The organism is Yoonia sp. 208BN28-4, from assembly GCF_037543925.1.
Lineage (GTDB): Bacteria > Pseudomonadota > Alphaproteobacteria > Rhodobacterales > Rhodobacteraceae > Yoonia.
The window spans coordinates 858,646-884,635 of the sequence record NZ_JBBIFY010000001.1 but is presented as its reverse complement, the minus strand read 5'-3'; the positions used below and the strand labels follow the sequence as shown (position 1 = coordinate 884,635).

The window sequence follows — 25,990 nt, the reverse complement described above, 5'->3', positions numbered from 1 at the left end:
CGTCTTCGAACACGATCTGTTCGATGCCCGTGTCAGAGCCGATGAAGTGATCTGTGACCACAACCGTGTCGATCAGGAAGCCGTCATCACGCTCCAGTTCGACAAACAGATTGTCGCCCATACGCAGCAGCGACACGTCTTTTTCCGCGATGCCCTCGCCCATGACCAGACGGTCGATATCGTCGGTGGCGCCAATTTCCGTGATCGTGTCAGCGCCGCTGTCAAAGCCGAACAGATAGTCGTCGTTGCCCGCGCCACCCGCAAGGGTGTCATCGCCGAACTGACCGTCAAAGGCGTTCGCACCCGCATCACCCAGCAGGGTGTCTGCGTGTTGCGAGCCAACCAGCTTTTCGATCCCGCTGAGCGTGTCGCCCAAGGCTTCGCCAGCAAGGCCCTGCCCCAATGACAGGTCAACGGTGACCGCCTCGTCTGCATTGGCATAGTCGGCTGTATCAAAGCCCGCGCCGCCAGCCATGCTGTCAGCACCGCGCCCGCCGCGGAAGGTATTGTCGTCTGCGTTGCCGGTCAGCGTATCGTCGTGGAAGCTGGCCTGAATGATTTCGATGCCGGAAAGCACGTCACCCTGCGCGTCACCGCCAGTGGCTGTGCCAGCGTCCAGATCGATCTGTATACCCTGAAGCGACAACAGGTAGTCAGCAGTATCAATGCCGTCGCCGCCAGTGATCGTATCCGCACCACGCCCGCCCGAAAGCAGGTCATCGCCATCAAGGCCAACCAGCGTGTCATCGCCGCGCCCGCCAAACAGGCTGTTGCCCGCGTCGTTACCGGTCAGGCTATCGCCCGCATCGGTGCCGATCAGGTTTTCGATCCCGACAAGGACATCGCCGGTCGCGTCACCACCGGTGGCCGTGCCATCTGCAAGCGAGATCGTGACAGCATCCTGACCAAACTCATAGGACGCGGTATCAATCCCCTCGCCACCATAAAGATCATCGGCGCCAGCGCCGCCTTCCAGCGTATCGTCGCCCAGACCACCAAACAGACCGTCGTCGCCATCACGGCCCTGCAACAGATCCTTGCCAGCGGCACCCGTCAGATCGTTGCGTTCCGCGTCACCGCCCAGAATATCCGCAAAGGCAGAGCCAATCAGCGCTTCGATCCCAAAGTATTTATCGCCTGCGGCAAAGCCACCCTGACCGATCAGCGTCGTCAAATCAGCGCGCACCCCTGTGTTGGAGCCTGCGAAGGTCACAGTGTCAAAGCCCGCGCCGCCAAAGATACTGTCGGCATCGTCGCCACCGTCGATCAGGTCGTTGCCAAAGCCCGCCTCGATCACGTCAGCGCCCTGACCTGTTGCGATCGTATCGTCGCCAGCAAACGCCTTGATCCAGTCGTCACGGTTGTAACCGATGATGGTTTCATCCAGATCGTTGCCTTCGATGTAGTCCACCTCGGGCGAGCCGGTAAGCACCTGACCGTAGAAGTCGGCGACAGTGGCATAGGCAAAGCCCACGTCCTGCAGACCTTCTTCGTCGGCGATGCTGTATTCGATGGTGACGTTGCCGGTGAAGCCGTCTTCAAACCGTGCGACAAGGAACTCCTCGCCGCGGAATTCGACGATTTCGAACGTGCCAACCGACACGCGGTTGCCCTGCGCCAGCTCGACCGGATCGTAGATCGCCTCGACCGTAACAAAGGTCGGACGCTCGCGATCAGGATCGTCCAGATCATCGTCGATCACGCCGTCGCCATCGTGGTCGGCCTGTTCAATGTCATAGTCGTTGAACAGCAGGTCCGACACGCGCACCACAAGCGGCACGTCAAACGGTGTGACAAAACCCGGATCGTCCAACACGGTTGGATCGTCGTTGGATGGCACAATTACCAGATCAACCAGACCTTCGGTGGTGCGGCCTTCGCCATCTGTCAGGAAGTAGATAAATGCGCCTGCACGGCTGGCATCAATATCCGGCGTAAAGAGGAAATCGCCATCGGCGTTTTCTTCGATCAGACCATTCAGATCGCCCAGCGCCTGCGCACCGTATGTGAAACCGTCCACGATCGGATCAACGTGCCGCCATCCGGTAACTGTCAGATCAGTTCCGTCGATGTCACTGTCATTGGCCAGCAATGTATCAAGCCGCAGCACGGTCGGGATGTCTTCGGCAATGAAAAACTGGTCGGTGACCGCAACGGGCGGCGCATCCGACGTGGGGTCAAAGTAGAGCGTAACTTTTGCGCCATCCACGGCCCCGTCGGGATCGGTGATGGAATAGCCGAATGTCGTCTCGCCCCAGAAGCCTGCGTCAGGGGTAAAGATGACGGTCGTGTCGGTCTGTTCAATTGTGCCGCGCACAGGGCCGGTGGCATTTTCAAACGTGACGGCGAAGCCTTCGACGTCAAAGTCATTGGCCAGAAGATCAAGGATCTGGATCGTCAGCGCCGTGTCCTGCGTGCCGCGCAGCATGACGGCCTGCTGTTCATTACGGAAGCTGTCGTTACGCGCCACGGGGTTGTCGTTGACCGCTTCGAACACAAGAACTGCCGTCGCCGTATCGCGCCCGCCCTGACCATCGTCGATGGTATAGGTAAACGATGCCTCGCCGTTGAAGTTGGCGCGCGGTGTGACCAGCACGGTCTGGTTGTCGAGCAACCTTACGGTGGCTCCGTTGATGCCGCGCACGGACGAAAGTGTCAGCGTGCCTAGCGGATCGGTATCATTGGCGATCAGGCGATCAAGGCCGATGATAACAGGGTTATCCTCAAGCAGCGGCGCGCCCACGTCATCCGTTGTAAAGCGGTCATCGCGTGCATCCGTGCCTGTCAGGTCCGGTGTGACCGTGATGGATGCGGTTGCAACGGCGGTCAGGCCCTGCCCGTCAGAAATCTGGTAGTCAAAGGTCGCAACGCCAAAGAAGTCTTCGGTTGGCGTGACAAGAATGTTCCCGTTTTCGTCAATCTCGACCCCAAGGTCCGCAGAGCCGAAGACATCAACGATGCTGAGCGTATCATCATCAACATCACTGTCATTGCCCAGCAATGCAGCCGCCAGAATAGTCAGCGGCACATCTTCCAGCGTGGCAAATCCGCCATCATCCGTGGCGACGGGCGCATCGTTCACAGGCGTGACGCCGATATAGACAATCGCCTCGGCACGGCCGCCTTCGGGGGTGTTGGCCGCGTAGGTGAACTGCGCCGGGCCGTTGAAATTTTCGGCTGCGGTAAAGCTGATCTGGCCGTTCGACGACAGCGACACAGAGCCGCCAATCGCGTCAAAGACCTGACCCACGATCATCCGGTCGCCGTCCACGTCGTTGGACAGCAGACGGTTTACGTCGATCACCAGACTGTCGTCTTCGTCCATGACAAATCCGGTGTCGTCCAGCGCCTCGGCAACGGGACGGACTGTCAGATTGATCTGTGCCGTGCTGAATGCGTTGCGGCCATCAGACACGGTGTAGGTGATGGTCGTCGCACCAAAGAAGTCGTCTGTGGCGGTAAAACGCACGGTGCCGTCGCCCGGCAGGGTCGCCACACCGTTGTCGCCTGCATCAACTGCAATAATCTCAAGCGGGTCGCCGTCCGGTTCAAAGTCGTTGCTCAGGATTTCGGACAGCGACAGGACCAGCTCTTCGCCTGTGACCACGGCATAAAAGCCATCGTCATTGGCCTGTGGCGCGTCGTTTTGCACCAGCGTGAGCAGGGTTTCGCGGGTCCACAGCGTACCATCGTCAAACAGATATTCTTCAATCGCGGAACCATCATCAGTCAGCGCATTGATCACGGTCAGACCATCGCCAAGCGATGAAGCAAAGCGGAATTCGACCGACGTGCTGCCCTGGAACGAGCGGTTCACCGATACTGTGTCAGCGTCCACGCCGGTCAGGTTCACGCGGTCGATATCAGTTGGATCGGCCGTGCCGCCATCGCGGATTTCGACCTGTCCCAGACCGGGTGCCCAGACATAGGTGTCAGAGCCGTCGCGGCCCTCAACCGTGTCGTTGCCACCGGACAGGACAAAGGTGTCGTCGCTGTCAAAGCCTTCGATGTAATCGGCACCATCGGTCTGCACGCCTGCGATTGCAGCAACGCGCATTTCCGATTGTGTCCAGCCGCTGCCGTCAGCAAACTCAAGCGTCAAAGACCCGTTGGAATGGGTCAGCAGCGCATCAATCAGCGTGAGGCGATCACCGTCGCCAAAATCAAGCACCAGATCGTGCAACGTGGGGCCGGAGCGGACGACAGAAATGATGTCATCCTCGTTCAGGTCATCCAGTACAACCAGATTGGTTCCCGAGCCGAACGCATCAATCCGGTCGTTGCCGTCACCACGACCAAAGCGGAACGTGTCATTGCCAGCAAGGCCAAGAAGCAGATCGTCGCCAGTGCCGCCAGACAGGTCATCATCGCCGCTGGTGCCAAAGACCACATCTGAATTGGGCGAAATCTGCGCATTGGTCAGCAACAAGGATATGTCGGACACTGTCAGCGTGGCATCCGCATGATCGACAAACACGATGCTTTCGATCCCGCGTGTCGTGCTGAGCCCGTCAACGATAATGATCTGGTCACCGGAACCGTCTGCAAACGTGATGCGGATATCGGGGCTGTTAGTGCCAAGTCGCGCAAACTGCGTATCGGCGGGGCCGTAGCCCGAAATACGCAGCACATCATCGGAAGATGAAGCGCTGTCGCGCAAGATGTCAGCGCCGTCACCGGCAGCATATTCATAGACGTCATTGCCGCCTGCACCGCTGATCCGGTCATCGCCCAGACCGCCGTTCAGCGTGTTGTCCGTGTCATCGCCGTAGATGAAATCATCCAGCACCGTGGGCACACGTGCAATCAGATCACTCAGTGAAAGCTCTTCACCGCTGTCCGCAAAGCGCACGGTTTCAATCGTGCCGCTGTCCAGCGCGTTGTCGATGCGCACACGGTCGCCATCTTCGCCGATCCGCAGGATCATCGCAGAACCATCACTTGATTGCGCGACAACCAGTTGATCCAGCGTGATACCAGCGCCAAACACCAACACGTCAGCCGCGCCGCCTGCGTCGATGATGCGGTCCTGATCATCGCCCAGATCAAAGCGGTAGGTGTCGTCACCTTCGCCGCCTTCCAACAGATCAACGCCAGCACCGCCGCTGATATCGTCAGCGCCATCGCCCATGATCAGGTGATCATCACCACCCAGACCGTCAATCGTATCGGCACTATCGGTGCCATAGATAACATCGTCGGCTTCTGTCGTGGCTTGTGCCATTGCCGCCAGATCGCTGGCCGTCCAGACGGTGACAGGATCGTCGGCAAAGCGCACTTCGATCGTCGTGCCAAGGGTGGGTGCCAGACCAGTATCCACGCGATCACTGGTGCCGGAAATAGCAAGCTGGATCGTGGCCTTGCCTGCGATCACCATCACGTCGGCAGGCAGGATGCCCGCGCCAAAGACCAAGGTGTTCAGGCCTTGCGCGTCGGCAATGGTGTCTTGCCCGTCACCAAGGTTGAACAGGTAGGTGTCAGCGCCGTCGCCGCCTTGCAGCAGATCGTCGCCCTGCCCGCCGGCAAGCGTGTCGGCATCAGCCGAACCGGTCAGGTCATCGTTGCCAGCCAATCCGTCAAGCGTATTGCCCGTCAGGATTTTCAACGTGTCATCGCCAGCCGAGGCTGTCATCGCCGCGTTCAGAAGCGCGGTTTGATCCCATGTCGTGCCGTCCTGTTCGAATAGAACGGTCTCAATTTCCAGCGTGGGCGGCACAGCCGCGGCACCGACCAGAAGGATGCGTGTGTTTCCGGTCGTTACGCGCAGTTCGATATCGTCGCCGACTGTGAGCACCGCCAGATCGGTCGGCAGGATACCCGCCTCAAAGACCAAAGTGTCCGCGCCACCGATGTCGGTCAGCGTGTCCTGACCGTCATTGGCACCAAAGCGGTAGGTATCATCGTCCTCGCCACCGATCAGAAGATCGTCACCCGCGCCACCGATAAAGGTATCCTGCCCTGCAAACTGGGCTGTACTGTCGCCATTGCCGCGCAGAACATCATCGCCGGACCCACCAGACACGACATCATTGCCAGCGCCGCCCGACAGATCGTCGTGTCCAGCCTCGCCTGCGATAATATCATCGCCAAAGCCGCCTGCGATGGTGTCGCTATCGGCACCACCAGCAAGTTTGTCGTTTCCGGCAAAGCCGAATAGTTCGTCCTCGCCACCGTTGCCGAACAGGACATCGGTAAAGGCGGTGCCCAGCATTTCATTGGCTGTATCGTCGCCATAGATTGCAGTGACGATATCCTCATCCAGTGCGACGCCGCCAAAGTTGGCCGCTGTCAGTTGGGTCAGATCAACGCCTTCCAGCCGGATAATGACCTGCGGCGTGCCCGCGTTGTTGAACGAGATAACCGTGTCAGCCCCGTCCTGCGCCAGCGTCAACAGGCCTGTGGCGAAGGGGTTCGGCGTCTGTGTTTCAAGCCGCAGAATGTCGCCAGCGTCGCCCGCAACAAAATCGGTGATAACGTCCAGAGCCGCATCTGCGGCAAGGCCAGTTGTTGGCACATAACGGTAAATGTCACGGCCTGCGCCACCGGTGTATCTGTCTGTCGCATCATCCAGCAGCAGGTCACCAAAGACATCATCGCCGTCACCGCCGTTGATTGTATCGGCCCCGTCGCCGCCTTCGATATAATCGCCCAGCGCGGATCCGGTGATCGTCTGATCGGTCGCATCCCCAAAGATCACATCACCATCGACACCAAGATCAGGCCGCACGCGGTCCGTGATTTCGGCAAAGGTAAGGCTTGCGCCGGTGTCGGTCAGGGTCAGCAGTTCGACCTTGCCACTGTCACCCGCAAAGGCCCCTGTAACTTCGATCCGGTCTGTTGTTCCGGCAAAGCGGATAGTCAGGTCATTGCCGTCAGGTCCGGTCTGCGAGAACCGGAGCGCGCCCAGTTCGTATCCGGCGATTTCAAGACGGTCCTCGCCTGTGGCATCGCCCTGATCGTCGATCACCAGCACGCCATCGCCCGCAGCAAAGACATAGGTATCGGCATCCATGCCACCGCTTGCGCGGTCTTCGCCCTGCCCGCCGTCCAGCGTGTCTTCGCCCGCGCCGCCCTGCAGGCTGTCGCTGCCAGTGCCGCCAAACAGGCTGTCATTGCCACCAAGGCCCGACAGATCGTCGTTCCCGCCAAGGCCGAACATCGCGTTCCCGGCATCTGTGCCGACATAGGTGTCATTGTCGGGTGTGCCGGACGTGGCAATTGCCACAAGCCCCGCGATATCCAGCTCGTCGCCGCTGTCAAAAATCACACGGTCCACGGTGCCGCCGTCGAGCGCATCTGTCAGCGTCAGGCGATCGTCAGTGCCGATAATCCGGATCACCAGATCATCGCCGTCCATCACAACGGCCAGATCGCTTGCGGTAATACCTGCACCCATTTCAACACGATCAATGCCTTGGCTGTCGATGATCGTGTCTTGCCCATAACCAAGACCAAAGACGTACACATCGTCGCCCGCACCACCCGCAAGCGTATCCGTGCCGGACCCGCCATCAAGCGTATCCGCCTCCGCGCCGCCGGTCAGATCATCGTGGCCAGTGCCGCCCGAAAGCGTATCTGCACCGCCGCCGCCGATGATAATGTCATCACCGCCCGCACCGGAAAGCGCCTCGTCTGCCGTTGTACCGACAATGGTCTGATCCGCCTCCGTGCCCATCTGGGCTTTGGCGACAAGGTCGGCCCATGTCCATGTGGCACCATCGCCAAACTGGACCGTCTCGATGGCGCGTGTCGTATCGGACAACGCACCCAGAAGGATGATCCGGTCTTCGGTGCCGGTGACCCGCATGATCAGGTCGCCATCGGCTGTGCCAGCTACAATAAGATCCTCGGCCAGAATGCCAGTCAGTTCCAGCGTGTCGGTGCCCGCAAGATCGGTGATCAGGGCGCGCCCGTCACCAACTGCAAACTGATAGGTATCGTCACCGTCAGCGTCGGTCAGGGTGTCGTGCCCTGTGCCGCCGGACAGGGTGTCGTTGCCCGCGCCGCCCTCAACCGTATCGTCGCCCGCGCCACCGTCAAGGCTGTCGCCGCCGTCCGCGCCTGTGATCTGATCGTCGCCGTCAGCGCCCGCGATCACATCGTCCAGATCGGTGCCAAGCAGGATTTGATCTGGTCCACTGTTCTCCAGCGCAAAGGTCACAACCTGCGCCATGGTCCAGCTTGTCATGTCGGCAAAGTTGACCGTCAGGTCCATGCCGCCCAACAGCGCGTCAGTCAGGATCACCCTGTCCTCGGACGTGCCGATGCGCAGAACAGCATTATCGCCGTCACGGCCAAACACGATCTGCGATGTCAGGATGCTTGCACCCATCTCAAGCGCGTTGACGCCCGCGGTATCGCTGATAACGACATTGCCGTGGCCCATTTCAAAGACGTAGGTGTCATCACCGGCGCCACCATCAAGATGGTCAAGCCCGCCGCCACCAGAGAGCGTGTCTGCCCCCTCGCCGCCCAGAATGCTGTCGGATCCCGTGCCGCCAAGGATGCTGTCGTCACCGCCAGCACCGTCAATCGTATCGTCGCCAGCCTGACCGTCGATGGTTTCACCAAGGGCTGTCCCGACTATGGTATCGGCTTGCAGCGATGACTTGATCGCCAGCGCGCGCAGTGTTGCCGGGGTCCAGATTGTCGTATTGTCATCAAGGAAGGTGATCGTCTCGATCGCTTGGGCATCGCCCAGACCGCCCATGATGATCACGCGGTCGGTATCCGTCACCTGAAGCATCACATCCACGTCACCCAGACGCGTCACGATGATGTCTTCGGGCAGAATGCCGCCGCCGAATGCTAGTGTGTCGGTCCCGTCCAGATCGGTGATGGTGTCGATCCCGTCACCGGCGTCAAAGCGATACGTGTCGTCGCCTGCGATGTCATGCATCATGTCATCGCCGGTGCCACCGGCCATCGTGTCGTTACCTGCACCACCGTCCAGACTGTCGGCGCCAGCAAGGCCGGACAGGCTATCGTCGCCGCCCAGACCCTCAAGCAGGTCCGCACCAGCCGTGCCGATGATCACATCGTCGGATGTCACGGTATTGATCGTCGTTCCAACGGGCGCAGTTGCCAGATCAATCGCATCTTGCAACGTCCAGACAGTGCCATCGTCAAACGAAATGGCCGAGATCACCTCGCGGTCAGCGCCGCGCACGATGGTCAGCCGATCACCGTTGGCCCCAATCCGCAGGATCAGATCAGATCCGTCAATTTCCACGACCACAGACGCAGGTGTAATCGTCGCATCAAAGACGATGATATCGCTGTCGATATAGTAATCATCCAACCGGTCCTGACCAAACCCGGCAGAGAATTCATAAACGTCGGACCCGCGACCGCCGTAAAGCAGATCGTCGCCCGCTCCGCCGATCAGGGTGTCTGTGTTGGAATTGCCGGACAGCGTATCGTTGCCGCCATTGCCTATCAGAATATGCGCGTCGCCATCGCTGGTGATCTGGTCATCGCCTTCGCCACCGATAGGCAACGGCAGAATGTCACCGAACAGGCTAACGGAGGATGGATCAACCGCCGCATCTTGCAACTGTAGCTGTGTAAAGGTCGTGCCATCGGCAAACCGCACCTCGGTCACGCCATTGCTGTTATCCGGACCGCGCTCTTCAATGTTGAGCAGAATCCGGTCGTCTGATCCGGTAAAGCGCAGCAGCAGCGGGCCACCTTCATAGGCGTTCTCAACAAACATATCCGCTGCGTTCAGCGTCGCATCGAAGGCGATCACAACGTCGCCGCTGCCCAGTTTGGCGCGGATGGTATCCTGACCGAACCCGGCTGCGTATTGATAGGTGACGCCGCCGCCATCGTCCTCAAGCGTGTCATCGCCAAGGCCGCCTGTGACGGTATCGTTGCCTGTGCCGCTAAAGATCCTGTCATCGCCAGCACCGCCGACCACGGTGTCATCGCCACCGCCACTGGACAGCGTATCTCCAAAGGGGCTGCCGGTCAGCGTGTCATCCGCAGCCGTTCCAACAACGGCGTCTGGTGCCGGTGTGGCGATATCGATGATGTCCTGCCAGCTTTTGACAGAGTTATCGAAAGCAAAGCGGAATTCGGTAATCTTGGTCGCGTTGGAGATATAATCAACGATTTCAATACTGTCGCCATCGGCAGTGCCAAGGATCAGCGTACCATCCGGTGTCCACGCTGCCGTGATCCCGTTCGGGTCGACGCCAGCACCAAAGGCGATAATGTCGATATCGCTGTCGTTGGAACTGATCTGAAGTCGGTCGTGGCCAAAGCCCGTGTCAAACAGATAGGTGTCATCGCCCCAGCCGGCGTCAAGACTGTCATGTCCGGTGCCGCCTGTGATGGTTTGATCGCCTGATCCGCCGTAGATTTCGTCCGAGCCAGCGCCGCCATCAATAGTGCCGTCGCCGCTCAGATAGATCGTATCATCGCCAGCGGACCCGACGATGCTGCCGTCGCCATCGCTGTCATAATCCTCAACCCCAAGCGCGCCGTTGGCCTCCGCCTCTGTCACAAGCTGGGCAAAGGTCCAAGTGGTCGTGTCCGAGAACCGCACTTGGGTGATCGACTGCTCTTCGATCCGGATGCGCCCCTCGCCGCCGATCACCGACAGCTGGATAAAATCGAAATAGCCTTCACCGGCATAGATATCGAGTTCGGCAATCACGTCGGCCGGTGCCAGATCGGTCAGGTCAAGAATGACCGTTGCGCCGTCTTCAATGCTTTCATTGTAGGGGATGCGCACAAAATCAAAATCGCCAGCGACTTCGATTGTCGTGTCACCTGCGCCGCCGCGTGCCTCGACGCGCCCACCGCCAACGATCAGATCATCGTCGCCTGGTCCGCCGAACAGATCAACGTGATCGGCCTGACCTGTCAGCGTGTCGTTTCCGCCGCCGCCAAAGACGTCTGCGGCGGTCTGCGTGACAGTCAGCGTATCGTCGACCAGATCACCATCCAGCACCAGTCCATCCGGCAGCGGAAGTGCCAAAGCTACAAGTGCCGCGTAATCAACGGTAGAGCCTGCGCCGAATTCAAATGTCAGATTGTAGGTTGGAGCAAAGGTGCCACCCAACTCCCCTTCAAGCTCTCCGCCGCCTTCACCGCCCTCTTCTCCGCCGATCTCGATCGGGCCTTCTTCGACAAAGGGCACGTTCAGGACGATCTCATCGCTTGTGCCTGTAAAGGTGATCAACAGATCGCCGTTCGACTTTTCGTAGACGATCAGATCAGCCGGATCGATTGTCGCGTCAAAGATAAGCGTTGTCGGCTGGTCGGTGTCGGTCAGATATTCGTTGATGACGTCGGACCCGAAACCGGCCGCGAAGCGATAGGTATCGCTTCCTTCGCCGCCAGACATGTAGTCGTTGCCGGACCCGCCAATCAGAAGATCATCGCCGTCTCCGGCAAACAGATCGTCGTTGCCGCGCCCACCATCAAGCGTGTCAGTGCCGAGCCGCGAGGACATATAGTCGTCGCCGTCCGTGCCGACCATATTGTCATCCACGGGGCCGTCGATAGGCGAAATATCAAGTCCGTCAGGGTTTGCAGGACCAGCCATCGTGCGCAGATCGGCGGCCGTCCAGACCGTTGGATCATCGTCGAACCGGACGGCATCAATCCCGCCTGTTGCCGGATCAACCAGATTACCGCCGATGATCGTCAGACGGTCCCCGCCTGTGGTTTTCAGGATCAGGTCGTCGCCGTCCACCTCAACGCTGATATCAGCGGGCAGGAAGCCTGCGCCAAAGACGACTTCATCTACATTGATACCAACGCCATTTGTGCCCTGATCATCAATAATGTCCTGACCAAAGTCTGCTTCAAAGCGGTAAATGTCATCGCCGCCATTGCCTTGCAGCATGTCGTTGCCGCCGCCACCGACAAGCGTTTCGCCAGCAGCACCACCAAACAGATTATCGTTACCTGCGGCACCGTTCATCTGGCTGGCTGTCAGCGACAGGCCCTCGATAACATCGTCACCCGAACCGCCTTGTAAGACGTTCGTCGCCGGATCGCCCTGCTGCACAAAGCCCAATGCACCCGGCCACGGCTGGGCCATCGTTTCCAGATCATTACTGGACCAGTCAGGATCGGTGTCGCCTTCGAACGTCACGATTTCAACTTCTTTAGGCTGACCAGTCAACGCACCCGCGATGCGCAGCATGTCAGACGTGCCAACCACAAGGATCAGGTCATCACCATCGACAAAGACACTGACATCAGCGCGCGCAATCGTGGCATCGAATACGATCGTGTCTGTGCCAGCCTGCCACCAGAAGCCGCTGGATTCGTCGATAGTGTCGCGCCCAAACCCGGCAGAGAAACGGTAGGTGTCGTTGTCATTGCCACCCGACAACAAATCGTTTCCAAGACCGCCATCAAGCGTGTCTGCGGACGTGCCACCGATCAGGTGATCCTGACCCGCACCGCCAAACAGCGCGTCAGAACTGCTGCCACCGTCGAGCGTATCAAAGCCGTCGCCGCCATCAAGCGTGTCAGTGCCGCTGCCGCCCTCAAGCACGTCATCACCGGTCCCGCCGCTGATATCGTCGTTGTCGTTGCCGCCAAAGATCGTGTCGTTGCCAGCGCCACCGGCCAGACTGTCATCACCAGCAAGGCCACTGACACTATCGTCGCCGCCCAGCGCGTCCAACGTATCCGCGCCGGATGTCAGCGTGATATCGTCGTTGTCCTCGGTAACGCGACTGGCCAGTGCCACCAACTCGTCGCGGGTCATCGGGGCTGTGCCGTCAGGATCGTCGTCAAAGCTGAAAAGCTCGATCCGGTTATTGCTGTTACGGATGCCGTCGTCGATCAGCAGACGGTCTTCGGATGTGCCAAAGCGCAACTCGATATCGTTGCCGATAATGCGAACCTGCAAGTCGTCACGCGACAGACCCAAGCCAAAGCTGACAAGGTCGTCGTTCGACAGAATGCCGTTGTCAAAAATGATGTCCTGCCCGAAGCCAACCTCGAACCGGTAGGTGTCGCTCGTGCGCCCACCAGACAGGAAGTCGTTGCCTTCACCGCCGATAAGCGTATCGGCGCCGCTATTGCCCAAGATGGAATCGTTGCCGCCACCGCCGGAAATCTGCTCACCATCGTAGGAACCTGACAGTGTCTGATCGTCAGAGGACGCCATCAGCGCGATATCCACCAGTTCGGCGTGAGTCAGTTCGTTGCTGTTGGCGAAGCGCACCGTTTCAATCCGTGCGCCGGCAGAGTTGAGCGTGTCACGAATGACGATCTCGTCATCAAATCCGTCAAACGACAGGATCAGATCACTCCCGCGGGCTTCGACACGGAAAATATCTTCGGTCAGGCCAGCGCCAAAGGAGATCACATCGTTGGGCGAGAAACTGGCGTTCAGGCCGTTGTCAGCCACCAGATCACGGCCAAATCCGGCCTCGAAGTGGTAGATGTCGCTGTCATAGCGCCCCTCAAGGTAGTCGTTGCCAGAGCCGCCTTCGATCGTGTCCGTGCCGTAACCTGCAAGGACCGTATCGTCACCGGCACCGCCAAACAGTTCTTCACTGTCGTACGATCCAAACAGCGTCTGGTCCGCGTCGGTCGGTGCATTCGCCAGGGCCACAAGCTGCGCGTGGGTCAGCGATGCGCCATCGTCGAACGCCACAGTCTCGATCCGGCCCGCTTCGGCGGACAGGGTGTTGACGATGCGGATGCGGTCATCTGCACCCGCAAAGGACAGGATGATATCGTTGCCGTCAGCGGTGACTTGCAGATCGGTGATCGCAAGGCCCGGACCGAATGAAATGGTATCGTTCGGCGAGAAGCTGGTCCGCAGGCCGTCGTCATAGACCTCGTCATCGCCAAAGCCTGCCTCGAAGTAATACAGATCGCTGTCAAAGCCGCCGTAAAGCTTGTCGTTGCCTGTGCCGCCTTCAAGCGTGTCATCGTTGTTGCGGCCATAGATGGTGTCATTCCCACCGCCGCCTGACAGATCATCAACGGTTTCATTGCCCTGGATCAGCTGGTCGGCATCTGTTGGCGCATTGATCCGCGCAACAATTTCTGCGTGGGTCAGTTCGGTGCCATCGTCAAAGCGGAACAGATCAATCCGGTCGCGCGCATCCGACGCGCGGTCATTGATGTAAAGCTGATCGCCCGTGGACTGGAAGGTCAGGACCAGATCATCACCGCTAAATGCGACCTTCATGTCGCTTTCGTTCAGGCCAGCGCCAAAGACGATCACGTCATTGATATCAGCAGAGTTTCCGGCGTCGGTGATTGTGTCCTGTCCGAAGCCCAGTTCAAACACGTAGGTGTCATTCCCGCGCCCGCCATAAAGGCTGTCGTTGCCCTGTGCGCCGATCAGCGTGTCGTCGCCGTTTACACCGCTTAGCGTGTCATCGCCCCAACCGCCGGTCAGGGTTTCATCTGTCGCGTCGCCGGTAAGTGTCTGGCCCAAAGTGGTATCGAACGGCGCACCGTTGAAGTTTCCACCGCTCAGATCGCCAAGTGCCACGTCTTCCAACCGGAACAAGGGGCGTGCGTCATCAAGTTCTGCTGTACCGTCGTCAACGAAATAAACGTAGACGTCAGCGCCTTCCTGACGTGCGACCACCTCGCCTGTCAGACCGACTGCAAGCTGGATATCCAGCACATCGCCAAGATCGCCAACCTCAAAGCCGGCAATCGTGATCAGCCCGTCACCTTCATCAACTTCGGGCACAAATGCCGTGAACGTATCGACCTGACCATCAACCGCGACCAAGCGGCGCGCGGTTGATCCGCCACCGGTGCTACCGCCACCGCCGCCGGACCCGTCAACCGTAGGCACAAACCCGTCAAAGACAGGATCGGTGAACGGGTCAAAGTCCGCCGTGCTTGGCGACAACAGCTGCTGTGCGACTGTTTCGGTGACCAGCATCGCTTCCATTGCGGCTGCCGAAAACGGCACGCTAAGTTCAAATGCAAATGTCTCAATCGGCGGATTGCTGAAGCCGAACTGGTCCTTGATCACAAGGCGATCTGTCGAGCCTACAAAGCGGATCACAAGATCATTGCCCTGACGGACCGCAATCATATCGCTTAGGTCGAAACCAATGAACGAGATAGTGTCGTTTGCGCCGCCAGAGTTGCGCTCCACAATCTCGTCACGGCCAAAGCCGGGGCGGAAAATATAGGTGCTGTCGCCACCACCACCGATCATGATGTCGTTGCCGACACCGGATTCAAACGACACGTTCAGGCGCGATGCCTGACCCACTGTCAGGGTTTCGTCACCGCCGCGATCCTGTAGCGCGAAATCCACAATCGCTGACAGGTCCCAAGTCGTTCCCGACGCGAACGCGATCTCTTCGATCCGGCTGGGTGTGCCGGTGTCGGGGAACATATTCTTGATGGTGACGCGATCAGATGTGCCGTTGATAACCAGCACAAGATCAGCCGGATCGCCTGCAACAACCCGCACGTCTTCGGGCAGGATCCCCGCGCCGAACCGCAGCGTGTCGCTGGCAGAATTATCCAGACGTTCGATGTCGAGGATCACATCCTGACCGTCGCCAAGATTGAATACGTAGGTGTCCGAGCCGGAGTTGCCTTGCAGCAGGTCATTGCCGCGACCGCCGGTGATGACATCATTGCCACGCCCCGTTTCGATCCAGTCGTTGCCGTCACGCCCGAACACATTGCCGCCCGGATGGGTGCCATTTAGCAATGGCGGGATGGACGGAAGAATGATGTGATCGTCGCCATCCGTGGCCGGAATAGCAGCAGCCAGCGCAAAGATGTCTGTGGTGCGACCGTCAAAAAATTCCAGCGTGCCCACGATGGCGTCCGGATCATTTACCGGATCAATCAACGTCAGGCGATCATCGGTGCCCGCGATAAGCAGAATGATATTACCGTCTGCATCACGTTTGGCCGATACATCCTCAAGCGCGATGCCCTCGCCAAAGGCGATGACGCCAAAGCCGGACGCGCTGTTGTAAGTGGTGATGCGGTCCTGACCGTCACCCAGATTGAAGGTGTAAGTGTCGGCACCGCGCCCGTCGATAATCAGGTCGTTGCCGAGACCCGCGACATAGCCTTCGGCGCCGCTTGTGCCGATCAGAAGGTCGTCGGTGTCCGTGCCGATCGCGTTGATGGTATTCAGCAGATCTTCTTTGAGGATCACAGTGCCGTCGCTAAAGCGGATTTCCTCAATCGCGGCATTGCGGATCAAAAGGGAATCGTCGCTGGCGACAAAGCTGATCAGTACGTCTTCGCGGTCTGCTGACAAACGCTCGACCAGCATTTCGGACGGGCGGTAGCCTATGACGTCAACGACATCAAAACCCTGCACGTCTTCAATGACATCTTGGCCCGTGCCAAAGCGGAACACGTAAGTATCATCGCCACGATCACCGGTCAGAATATCGTTGCCCGCGGCCCCGTCGATCACATCACCACGTTCCGACCCACGGATGTAATCATCACCTGTTGTGGCTTGCGTATCTACAAAGGCCTGCACCAGTTCGGCAGCCCCCCAGATCGAGAAATCCGAGAATTCGATCTGCGGCACAGCGCCGTTGCCAAGGCCATCAGCGATCACGATTTGCTGGCCGCCGTTAAAGTTCAGGACCAGATCATCTGTTGTCCCATCGCCGCGCACCACGCTAACGGAATTGGGGTGCTGCTCTGGCAGGCGAATTTTGGCACTAACTGTGCCAGGGAGCATCTCAACACGATCACTGCCAAACGCACCGTCAAAGACGACAACAGCACCTTCGCTGAGCAAGATCAGGTCGTTACCGCCTTCGGCATTCAGTTCCAGACCGGCGGGGAAATCGCTGGTGTCCAGAATGTTCTGACCCGCAAACGAAGTGTTCTCGTAAATCTCGATGCGCACTTCTTCGATCGAGATCGATGTTTCTTCGTCCGTGCCTGCTTTGAAGACAAAGGTCTCCACCGGCGCGTCGCGATAGCCACCGATCACCACGATCTTTTCGTCCGATCCGGCAAGGGTCAGGACCAGATTGCCGTCGACGTTCGCAAATGACACGTCGTTGCGCGTGACTTCTGCGCCAAAGACGATCCGGTCAAAGCCCGAGGTGTCGGCGATTGCAGTGGACTGATCGCCGTAGGTCACGCGGTATTCGTCGTCACCGCCGCCGCCTTCAAGGCGGTCGGCACCGGCCCCGCCGCTGATGGTATCATCGCGGGTATCAAGACCCTGCAACAACTCAGACGCCGCTGTTCCGGTCAGCATCGTGTCGATGATTTCTTCCAGCGTCAGAACGCTGCCATCACCGAAACGGAATTCTTCAACGCGGGTATCGGCCAACCCGCCGACAATCGTCAGCACATCGGTGCCGTTCCCCAGATCAATGATCAGGTCATCGCCGTCACGGCTGATTTTCAGCGCGTCGCGGGTGACAGACACTCCGAACTGGACGTGGTCGATGATCCCGGCCTCATCGGGGCGTTCGATGATGCGATCAAAGTCGTAGTCCGCACCAAAGGCATAGGTATCTGCCGCAGCACCACCGATAAGATCGTCATCGCCCTGACGCCCGTCAAGCACGTTACTTTGGGTCGGGTTGCCTTCGATGATGTTATCGCCACGGTTGCCGCCCGTGATCTGAAGCCGCTCTTCCACGTCGGCAATTGACAGTGTGTCACCGGACACAAATTCAAACCGCTCGACACCTGTGTCGATGTTCAGGAACTGGTCGCGGATACGCAGCGTGTCTGTTCGCTCTTCGACAGAAATCAGAAGGTCGTTGCCGTCCTTGGTGAACACCACATTGTCGATGGTGATATCATCGCCAAAGGACACGATATCATCGACCGGCACCACAATGCCTTCGCGGTCATTCCACGCAGCACGTTCGCGGATATCCACGATAACGTCCTGCCCGTAACCCACATCAAACAGATAGGTATCGCCACCGTCTGCGCCCACAAGCGTGTCGTCGCCGCCCTGACTGTCGATCGTTTCTGCAAAGTTCGAACCGGTGATCGTTTCGCTGGCATTGGTGCCGACCAGATCGATGTCTTCAGGGTTGAAGTCTTCGTAGTTCAGGTCGCCGTCATCAAACTGGAAGATTTCAATCGCATGCTGCTGCTGGCCAGCCCGAACGTATTGGTTCTCCAGGATAATCCGGTCTTCTGTGCCGTCGATAGAGATAATCAGGTCCAGCGCAGTGCGCGAGAATGTGACATCTAAGAAAGAAAGATCGGTAAATTCGATCTTATCCGCCGTACCCGGACCGGACAGGTATTCGTTGGTGGTATCAAAGACCGTGTCTTCACCGTAACCAACCGCAAAGACGTAGGTATCGGACGCACCGAAGCCCTCAAGGCGGTCATTGCCCAAGCCGCCATCAAGACGATCCTGAATGAATTCAAAGCCATAGATCGTGTCGTCGCCATCTGTCTTGGCGATATCGACATAGTGCTGGAGCAATTCGAAGTAGTCCCACGTGGTCCCGTCGCCAAACTGGATTTCTTCGATCAGATTGGTGAAGCCGACAAAGAAGATGAACTTGAGATACTCGCTCAGGATCAGCTGATCTTCGGTGCCACTGATTTGCAGGCGCAGTGTGTCACTTGATCCATCGCGCAGGAAATCAAGATCGGTCCAGCGGATATCGTCAATAAACCGGATTTCATCGTCCTTGGGGCCAAACGGGCCGCCAAAATCATCGTCATAGACCACGTCTTGGCCATAGCCCTGACCAAACACATAGCGGTCAAATCCGCCGCCACCCGTCAGGTAGTCGTCACCGGCACCGCCATCCATCGTATTGGCGTTCAGGTAGCCATAGATCACGTCATCGCCATCGGTGCGCGCGTTCTCGATCACCTGCTCGATGATGTCGTCTTGCTCAATCTGGCCACCAAATTCGAAGGTGATGACCTCAATCTGGTTGGGTGCAACGTAGTCAAGACCGGTCTGGCTGCCGATCGCCTCGCCAAAGAAGCCAAGGTTGAGTTGCAGACCGCCAAACTGGCCGCGCAACGTCACCGACTGATCGGTCATCTGGCCGTCTTCAAGGATGTGGATCACGATATCTTCGGAGTCACCGGCGCGGGTGATATAAAGATCGTCGCGGGTGATGTCGCCGCGGAAGTGAAGGAAATCCAGACCCGCCTCAAGCGGACCAAACGAGAAGGCACCGATATCGTCAATGACATCGTGGCCATCGCCACGGCGGATGTAGTAGATATCGCCGCCTTTACCGCCAGACAGATAATCGTTGTTCAGACCACCGACGAGCACATCGCCGGACCCCGAGCCGTAATAGGCATCTGCTTCGTCTTCGTCAGCGCGTTCAAAATCGACCACGTTATAGGCCATGCGGAAGCGGTCGAAGATAATGCCGTCTGCAAAGACAATCTCGGTCACGCCGCTGTCGATCCGCGAGCCGTTCTGCAGAATTTCGTTCTCTTCACCAAGGAACTGATCAAGGATTCGCACGGTCGCCGTGCCGCCCTGTTCGTCATCCCACGAAAGCACAAGATCCTGTCCGTCACGCTCAAAATCAACATCGTCAGCGGTCAGGTGCAAGAAACGCAACTGGTCGTGATCGCCAAGATCGTATTCGACAATCACATCGTCGCCGGTCTGGCGACCAACATAGTAGACGTCGATCTGCACATCGTCGGTATAGGCGCCCGCGTTCTTTGGGTAGCTGCCGTAAACGGTGGTGCTGCCTTCGGACAGGTAGAAGAAATTCACACCTTCTTTCGTGATCATCACCGTGTCGTCGACATCGTGCGTGATCAGGCGGCGTTCATCGACACCAAACGCATTGGCAAGCGCCAGAAGATCAAGATCAACAGGCACATTTTCATACGCTGCCAGTGCCATTTGCATAACATAGGACGGATCTAGATCAGCCTTTGAGTCGACAACCGTTCTGCCCTCGGACGTCTGGTAGTCGGGGTAAACAACGCTCAGGATACCGGCCCACTCTCCCAGATAGTCAAACACAGCATCATCGGTGTTGCTGGCGGGCGCGGCCTCAAAGATTGCCTCGAACATCGGAACAAGTTCGCGGCCGGTAGTTGGCACATAGGCGTCCGCCTCGATGTCGAATGCGACGCCGCTCGCAAAGTCCGACAGCCCCGATTGCAGGGCCAGTTCGACCGATGTGCGCTGGCTCATTAGCAGGTACTGCGACATCAACTGACCGTTCAATTCGATCATCGGTTTGATGACGGATTCGTAGCGTTCGGTGGACAGGGTATAATCGCCACCCTCAACGACGCTGTAGTCGATCAGGCCGGTATCGTTGTCCAAAGTCGCGGTCAGCATATCTGGACGGAATTCGACCCCACCAAGGCTTGTCGCGTATTGCATCTGGCCCGGTGTCAGCACCACAACGCGGTAGGCACTATCGTCTGTGGCGCCGACTTCGGCCAATGTATCAAGGTCGATTTCGTAGTTGCGCAGATTGAATTCGCGGCTGTCACCTGTCTTGAATTGCAATTCTAGCGCACGGTCCAGATTGCGGGCCCACACAAGGAACACGCCGTCCTGATCCGTCACTTCAACGGTGTAATCAACGGTAATGCCGTCCGTGACGCGGATACCGACGCGTTCGGTCTCAAGTCCGGCAATCGGATTCCAGCTGATCTCTTCGACACGCCATTCCTGACCTGCATCGCGTGACAGGGCCAGAATATCGGCAACCGTTGGCGCTGCGATAATCGCGCCGTCGTCGTCAGTGATTACGCGTCCAGAGGCCAGACGCCAGCTTCCGTCTTCGTTCTGGATACCCCAGTCGTCGATGACGGCACGGCCTTCGACAAGGCGGACAAGATATGGCGCCGCATCGCGGTCAATCGGATCAAAGCCACGCGTTGCGGGGGACCATGACTGTTCCATCTGCCAGTGGAAGCCGTCAGCTGCCGTTTGCAGCATAATGTCCTCAAGCGTGGGTCGCGCGATAACAGCACCGCCAGAGTCCAGAATGGGCGTGCCGCTGTTCAGCGTCCAATAACCGCCGGTTTCATCTTCTTGATAGACCCCGTAATCGGCAAGGCTGATCGTCCCGTCCAGTGCCGTTTCCAGCAGGACAGGCATTAGTTCTTGCGATGTTTCCTGTGTTTGGCCCCAGTAGGACAGCACCGGACCGACTTCTTCCATGAGAACGCGCAGTTGCGGAACGGTCATGTTGGCCGCAGCATTCGCCACGATGTCCGCCAAGGCCACATCGTTGGCCATCGCAATGGCAAGGTTGGTGATATGGCCGTAGCCATGGGCGTTTACGTCAACGGGTAGACCCCAATCAGGCAGACCGCTTTCGCCCAGATACCGCGAATAGGTCGGCAGCGTTTCGAAGATGGTCTCGAACATGTCGACAACGCGGCCATCGGCAAATTCGACTAAGCCGGTAGACAACAACTCGTTGCCTTGCGGCTGGGTGAAATTGAATTCGACTGTATCCAGATCGAAAGAAATGATCCCGATCTCGTCGAGTGTCTCAAGTTCGCCATCATCGGTGATGCCATCTTCGCTCAGATCACGCCAAATCATGAGGTCAGACCAGATCGCGTCTGCTGCAGTGATCTTGCCGTCGGCGTTGCCACCGTTTTCGATCAGATCGTAGATCGCCAAATCAAGGTATCCACGACCGGTGTTCCCACCAAACATTTCGCTGACATCGTCGATGCGGCCGTTATCGTTCAGGTCGCGAACAAGGAAGCCATCGTCGCCACCAAGCCAACCCGTGCTTTCCGCAAATTTGTCCAGCCCCATGTCGAAGAAGGCGTTGGATTGATAGACAGCAATCGTTTCAAGCCCGTCACCGTCAAGGTCGATCACGAGAGGATCGTCGCCTTCAGCCCAGCCAAGCTGCTTTTGCATACGCAAAGCGGAACTCGCGAACCAGGCAGCGGTATCTGCCTTTTCAAGATAGCTATACACCTGAAGCAGGGCACCCGCACCGGCAGGCAGCGCCTTGATAGCGGATTCGACGACACCAAGTGTCCCCATGAGCACGGCAAACACCGAAGGCCCGTTGAAGACCATGCCAAGGTCTGCGGTATTGTTGAAGGCTGCCGCCTCGAGCGCATCAAAACCACCAAACGTTCCGGCAAAGATGTTCTGACCATAAAAGCCAGCGCCAGAGTCGTAATAAGGAATATACTGTGCGCCAGACGGCAGGTCTTCTGGAACAGCGATACCAATTGCACTGGACAGGATGTTCCAGAACAACTGGCCCGTGTCCACGACCGCCATGCCTTCACCTGGTTCAAAGACGTAGGCAATGGATGGGACAAAGGTATCGTAGTAGATGCTTTTGCCGATTGACTCAGACGCGCGCAAGGCTGCGGCTTGCGTTGCCGCGCCGATGAAGCCACCGATCGCGTCGATGATTGGATAGGCTTCACCTCCGACGGCCCACATTAATGCACCTGGTGTGACGTCACCCCCTGTCAGCGGCACACCGTAGTAGATCAGCACATCGTCCTTTTCAGGATCCATGATCGTCGTGTCAGTCGCAAAATAAAAGAGATCTGCGTTCTGGGGATCCCCTGCCGGCTTCGCCGGACCACCATCCTGACCACCGCTTGGTATATAACCGACAACGTCATCCCCGAACAGAACCCCACCTTTGGAGAAGTTGATGATCGTATCGCGCCCTTCACCACCCGCTGTCGTGACGCCTTCACCAGCGATCACAGCGATCACGTCAGCTCCGGCGCCACCGTCAAGCGTGAGGTTCCAGCCTTCGGGCATCAGTTCAACAAAGATTATGTCGTCGCCACCTTCGGCATCGACATAGCCCACGCCTGACATCCGGCTAAGGCCTTCGCCATTGTTTTCGACGCCGATTACGAAACGATCTTCCTCTGATGTCAGCGATACGGAATCGATGTCTTCGATGATCAGTTTTTCGTAAAAGTCTGCACTGCCCACTTCGCTGCGTGCAGCATCACGCAGGCGGTCAATCGCAACTTTGTTTGTAAAGACGTCGTTCCCCAGATCAATGCTGCCGCGCGTCGCTTGGGTGAAGCGGCCATCGCTGAATACGACGCCGCCGCTATCGTCAGTGAAGTCGAGAGTATCGCCGCGCGAGTTTGATCCACCGCCGTTGAAGGCGATTGTCATCTCATTGTCGATATCGCCGTTTAGCGTCAAAAAGATCGTGTCGCGGGTATCGCTGAGATCAATTTTCTCGATACCTGTCAGTGTGTCGCTACGGCCAATATCCAGATCGTCGAACGACAGATCGACGCCAAATTCAACGTTGGTGCCGACAGCAAAATTGTTGCCAAGTTCGCCGAATTCAACGGTGTCGTAGCCTGCGCCGCCGTCCACGGTGTTGCTTTCGGACCCAAGAACAAAAGTGTCGTTGCCCGCGTCTCCGACCAGTACGTTGGCTCCGCCACCGCCGCCGATCACGTCGTCGCCCTCGCCGCCGATAATCACGTCATCGCCATCGCCGCCGTCCAGCGTGTCAGCGCCATCACCACCGTCAATCGTGTCGTTGCCGCCATCACCGGCCACCACGTCGGACCCTGATCCGGCGAATAGGGTATCGGTGCCGATGCCGCCGGACAGCACGTCGTCGTTGTCGCCGCCAAAAATCTCATCATCGCCAGACCCGCCGGTCACGATGTCCTCGCCGCCGTCACCAGCCAGTGTGTCATTGCCAGTGCCGCCGGACACAGTGTCAGCGCCAGTGCCGCCGCTTAGCGCATCATTGCCTGCGCCGCCCTGCACGGTGTCGCTGCCGCCGCCTGCGGCGATCATGTCATTGCCTGAGCCGCCGAAAATCCGGTCGCCACCGGCACCGCCTTCGATGGCGTCATCACCGTCGTCGCCCGATAGGTAAGATCCAACATCAGAGCCGATCAGCGCGTCGTTGCCAACGCCGCCAAACAGGCTGTCCGCATCCCCGCCGCCGACAATCGTATCGTTGCCGATGTCACCGTAAAGCTGGTCGATGCCACGGCCACCGTCGATCTGGTCATCACCGTCATCGCCGCGGATCGTATCCGCGCCTTCGCCACCAGAGGCGAAATCATCGCCGCCACCGCCGAACAAAAAGTCGGTGCTGTCGCCGCCCTTGAGAATGTCGTCGTCTTCGCCGCCGTAAAGGAAATCGGTCTGGTCGCCACCATCAAGATAGTCGTCACCGCCGCCACCGATAAGCGTGTCAAAACCCATCATGCCTTCAAGCGTGTCGTTGTCGGCGCCGCCGTCAAGCACGTCATCGTCCGCGCCACCAAGCAGGCGATCCTCGCCGGTGCCGCCCACCAGCGTGTCGTCATCATCGCCGCCAAACAGCATGTCGTTGCCGGTGCCGCCATCCAGCTCATCAGAGCCAGAATCTCCCCTGATGTCGTCATTGCCGGTGCCGCCAATGAGAACATCAGCGCCGCTGCCGCCTGCTATGACATCATCGCCTTCTTCGCCAAGAACCGTATCAAAACCGATGCCACCATCTATCTGATCGTTTCCGGCACCGCCTGTGATCTGGTCGTTGCCGCTGGCACCAACAATTACATCATCGCCGTCTCCACCTTCGATAATGTCGCTGCCACTGCCACCATCAATTGTGTCGCCACCACCACCACCAGAGATCGTGTCGGCGTTAGCACCGCCGAACAGGAAATCGCCGCCTTCTCCGCCGATCAGAACATCGTCGCCATCATCACCGTGCATCGCGTCGTTTCCGGCGCCACCGTCAAGGATATCGTCGTCACCGCCGCCGAAGATTGTGTCATCGCCTTCGCCGCCAAGCAGCGTGTCTTCGCCTGTGCGCCCGTCAATATAATCGTTGCCAGCGTCACCCAAAATGGTGTCGACTTCGATGCCACCTTGAATATAGTCGTCGTCGTCACCGCCATAGATCGTGTTTGTGCCGTTGCTGATGTAGATGGCGTCTTGGCCCTCATCGCCATAAACCAGCTCGTCGCCCGAGCTGTCGGTGATCAGATCATTGCCAGTGCCGCCATAGATGAAATCATCATCTGCGCCGCCGTCGATGGTGTCATTGCCTGCGTCGCCGAACAGCGCATCATCGCCTTCACCGCCAGACAGCGCATCATCACCTTCGCCGCCCACAAAGAAATCGTTGCCCGCGTCACCTGACATGGCATCGTTGCCCGCGCCGCCGTCCAGTTCGTCTTCGCCTTCACCGCCGGACAGTTCATCATCGCCATCGTCGCCAAAGAGCGTGTCGTTGCCGTCGTCGCCCATGAGGGTGTCGCTGTCATCGCCGCCGTAAAGCGTGTCGTCACCGATATCTCCCGACATAAAGTCGTCGCCTGCGCCGCCAAACAGCGTGTCATTGCCGCTTTCGCCGAACAGGTCATCGTCGCCCGCATCACCACGCAGGGTATCATTGTGTGCCCCGCCAAATAGCGTGTCGATGCCTTCGCCGCCCTCTAGCGTGTCATTGCCGGACTGACCCAGTAGCGTGTCTTCGCCATCGCCGCCAAAGATGCAGTCGTCATCCCCACCGCCTGCAAGAAAATCATCGCCACCGCCGCCAAAGATGCAATCATCACCGTCGTCTGTGGTGACGGTATCCTCGCCATCGTTCACGACAACCGTATCGTTACCATCACCCGTGGACACGGAATCGTTGCCTGCACCTGTGCCGACGCTGTCGTTACCGGGACCTGTGACGATGACCGCCGGAGTTGCAGGATCGTATTGCGTGACGTCGATTACTTCGCCGCCACCGGGCAGCACGACACGTTCAATCTGCGAGTAGGTGATAACGCCAGTGGTCGTCGTGACGATACCGCTTTCGGCACCGGTCCGCACAAAGCTGATGATGATACCAACGGCAGTCAGATCAAGGACGTCATAGTCGCCGTTGCCTTCGTCTTCGCCACCGATCACGGTTGTATCGCCGTGGCCCGCCTCGATGATGATCCGGTCGTCGCCGGTGCTGCCGTCTAGCGTGTCACCACCACCCCCGCCGGTAATGATATCGCTGCCCGTTGATCCGGTGATCGTATCAGGATCATCGGTGCCGAAAAACTCGGTCGGGTTTTGTGAATTATCTTCATCCAT

General features: G+C 58.3%; 1 protein-coding gene (cut by a window edge). It reads right to left on the bottom strand.

Annotated features, from left to right (window positions below; translation table 11 throughout):
- Positions 1-25,990, bottom strand: partial view of a tandem-95 repeat protein gene (locus V8J84_RS04395; RefSeq protein ID WP_339928435.1) — the 5' portion only. The gene continues 6,872 nt to the left of window position 1, outside the view; 25,990 of the gene's 32,862 nt are visible here — the first part of the coding sequence; the start codon lies at positions 25,988-25,990; the stop codon falls past the left edge of the window.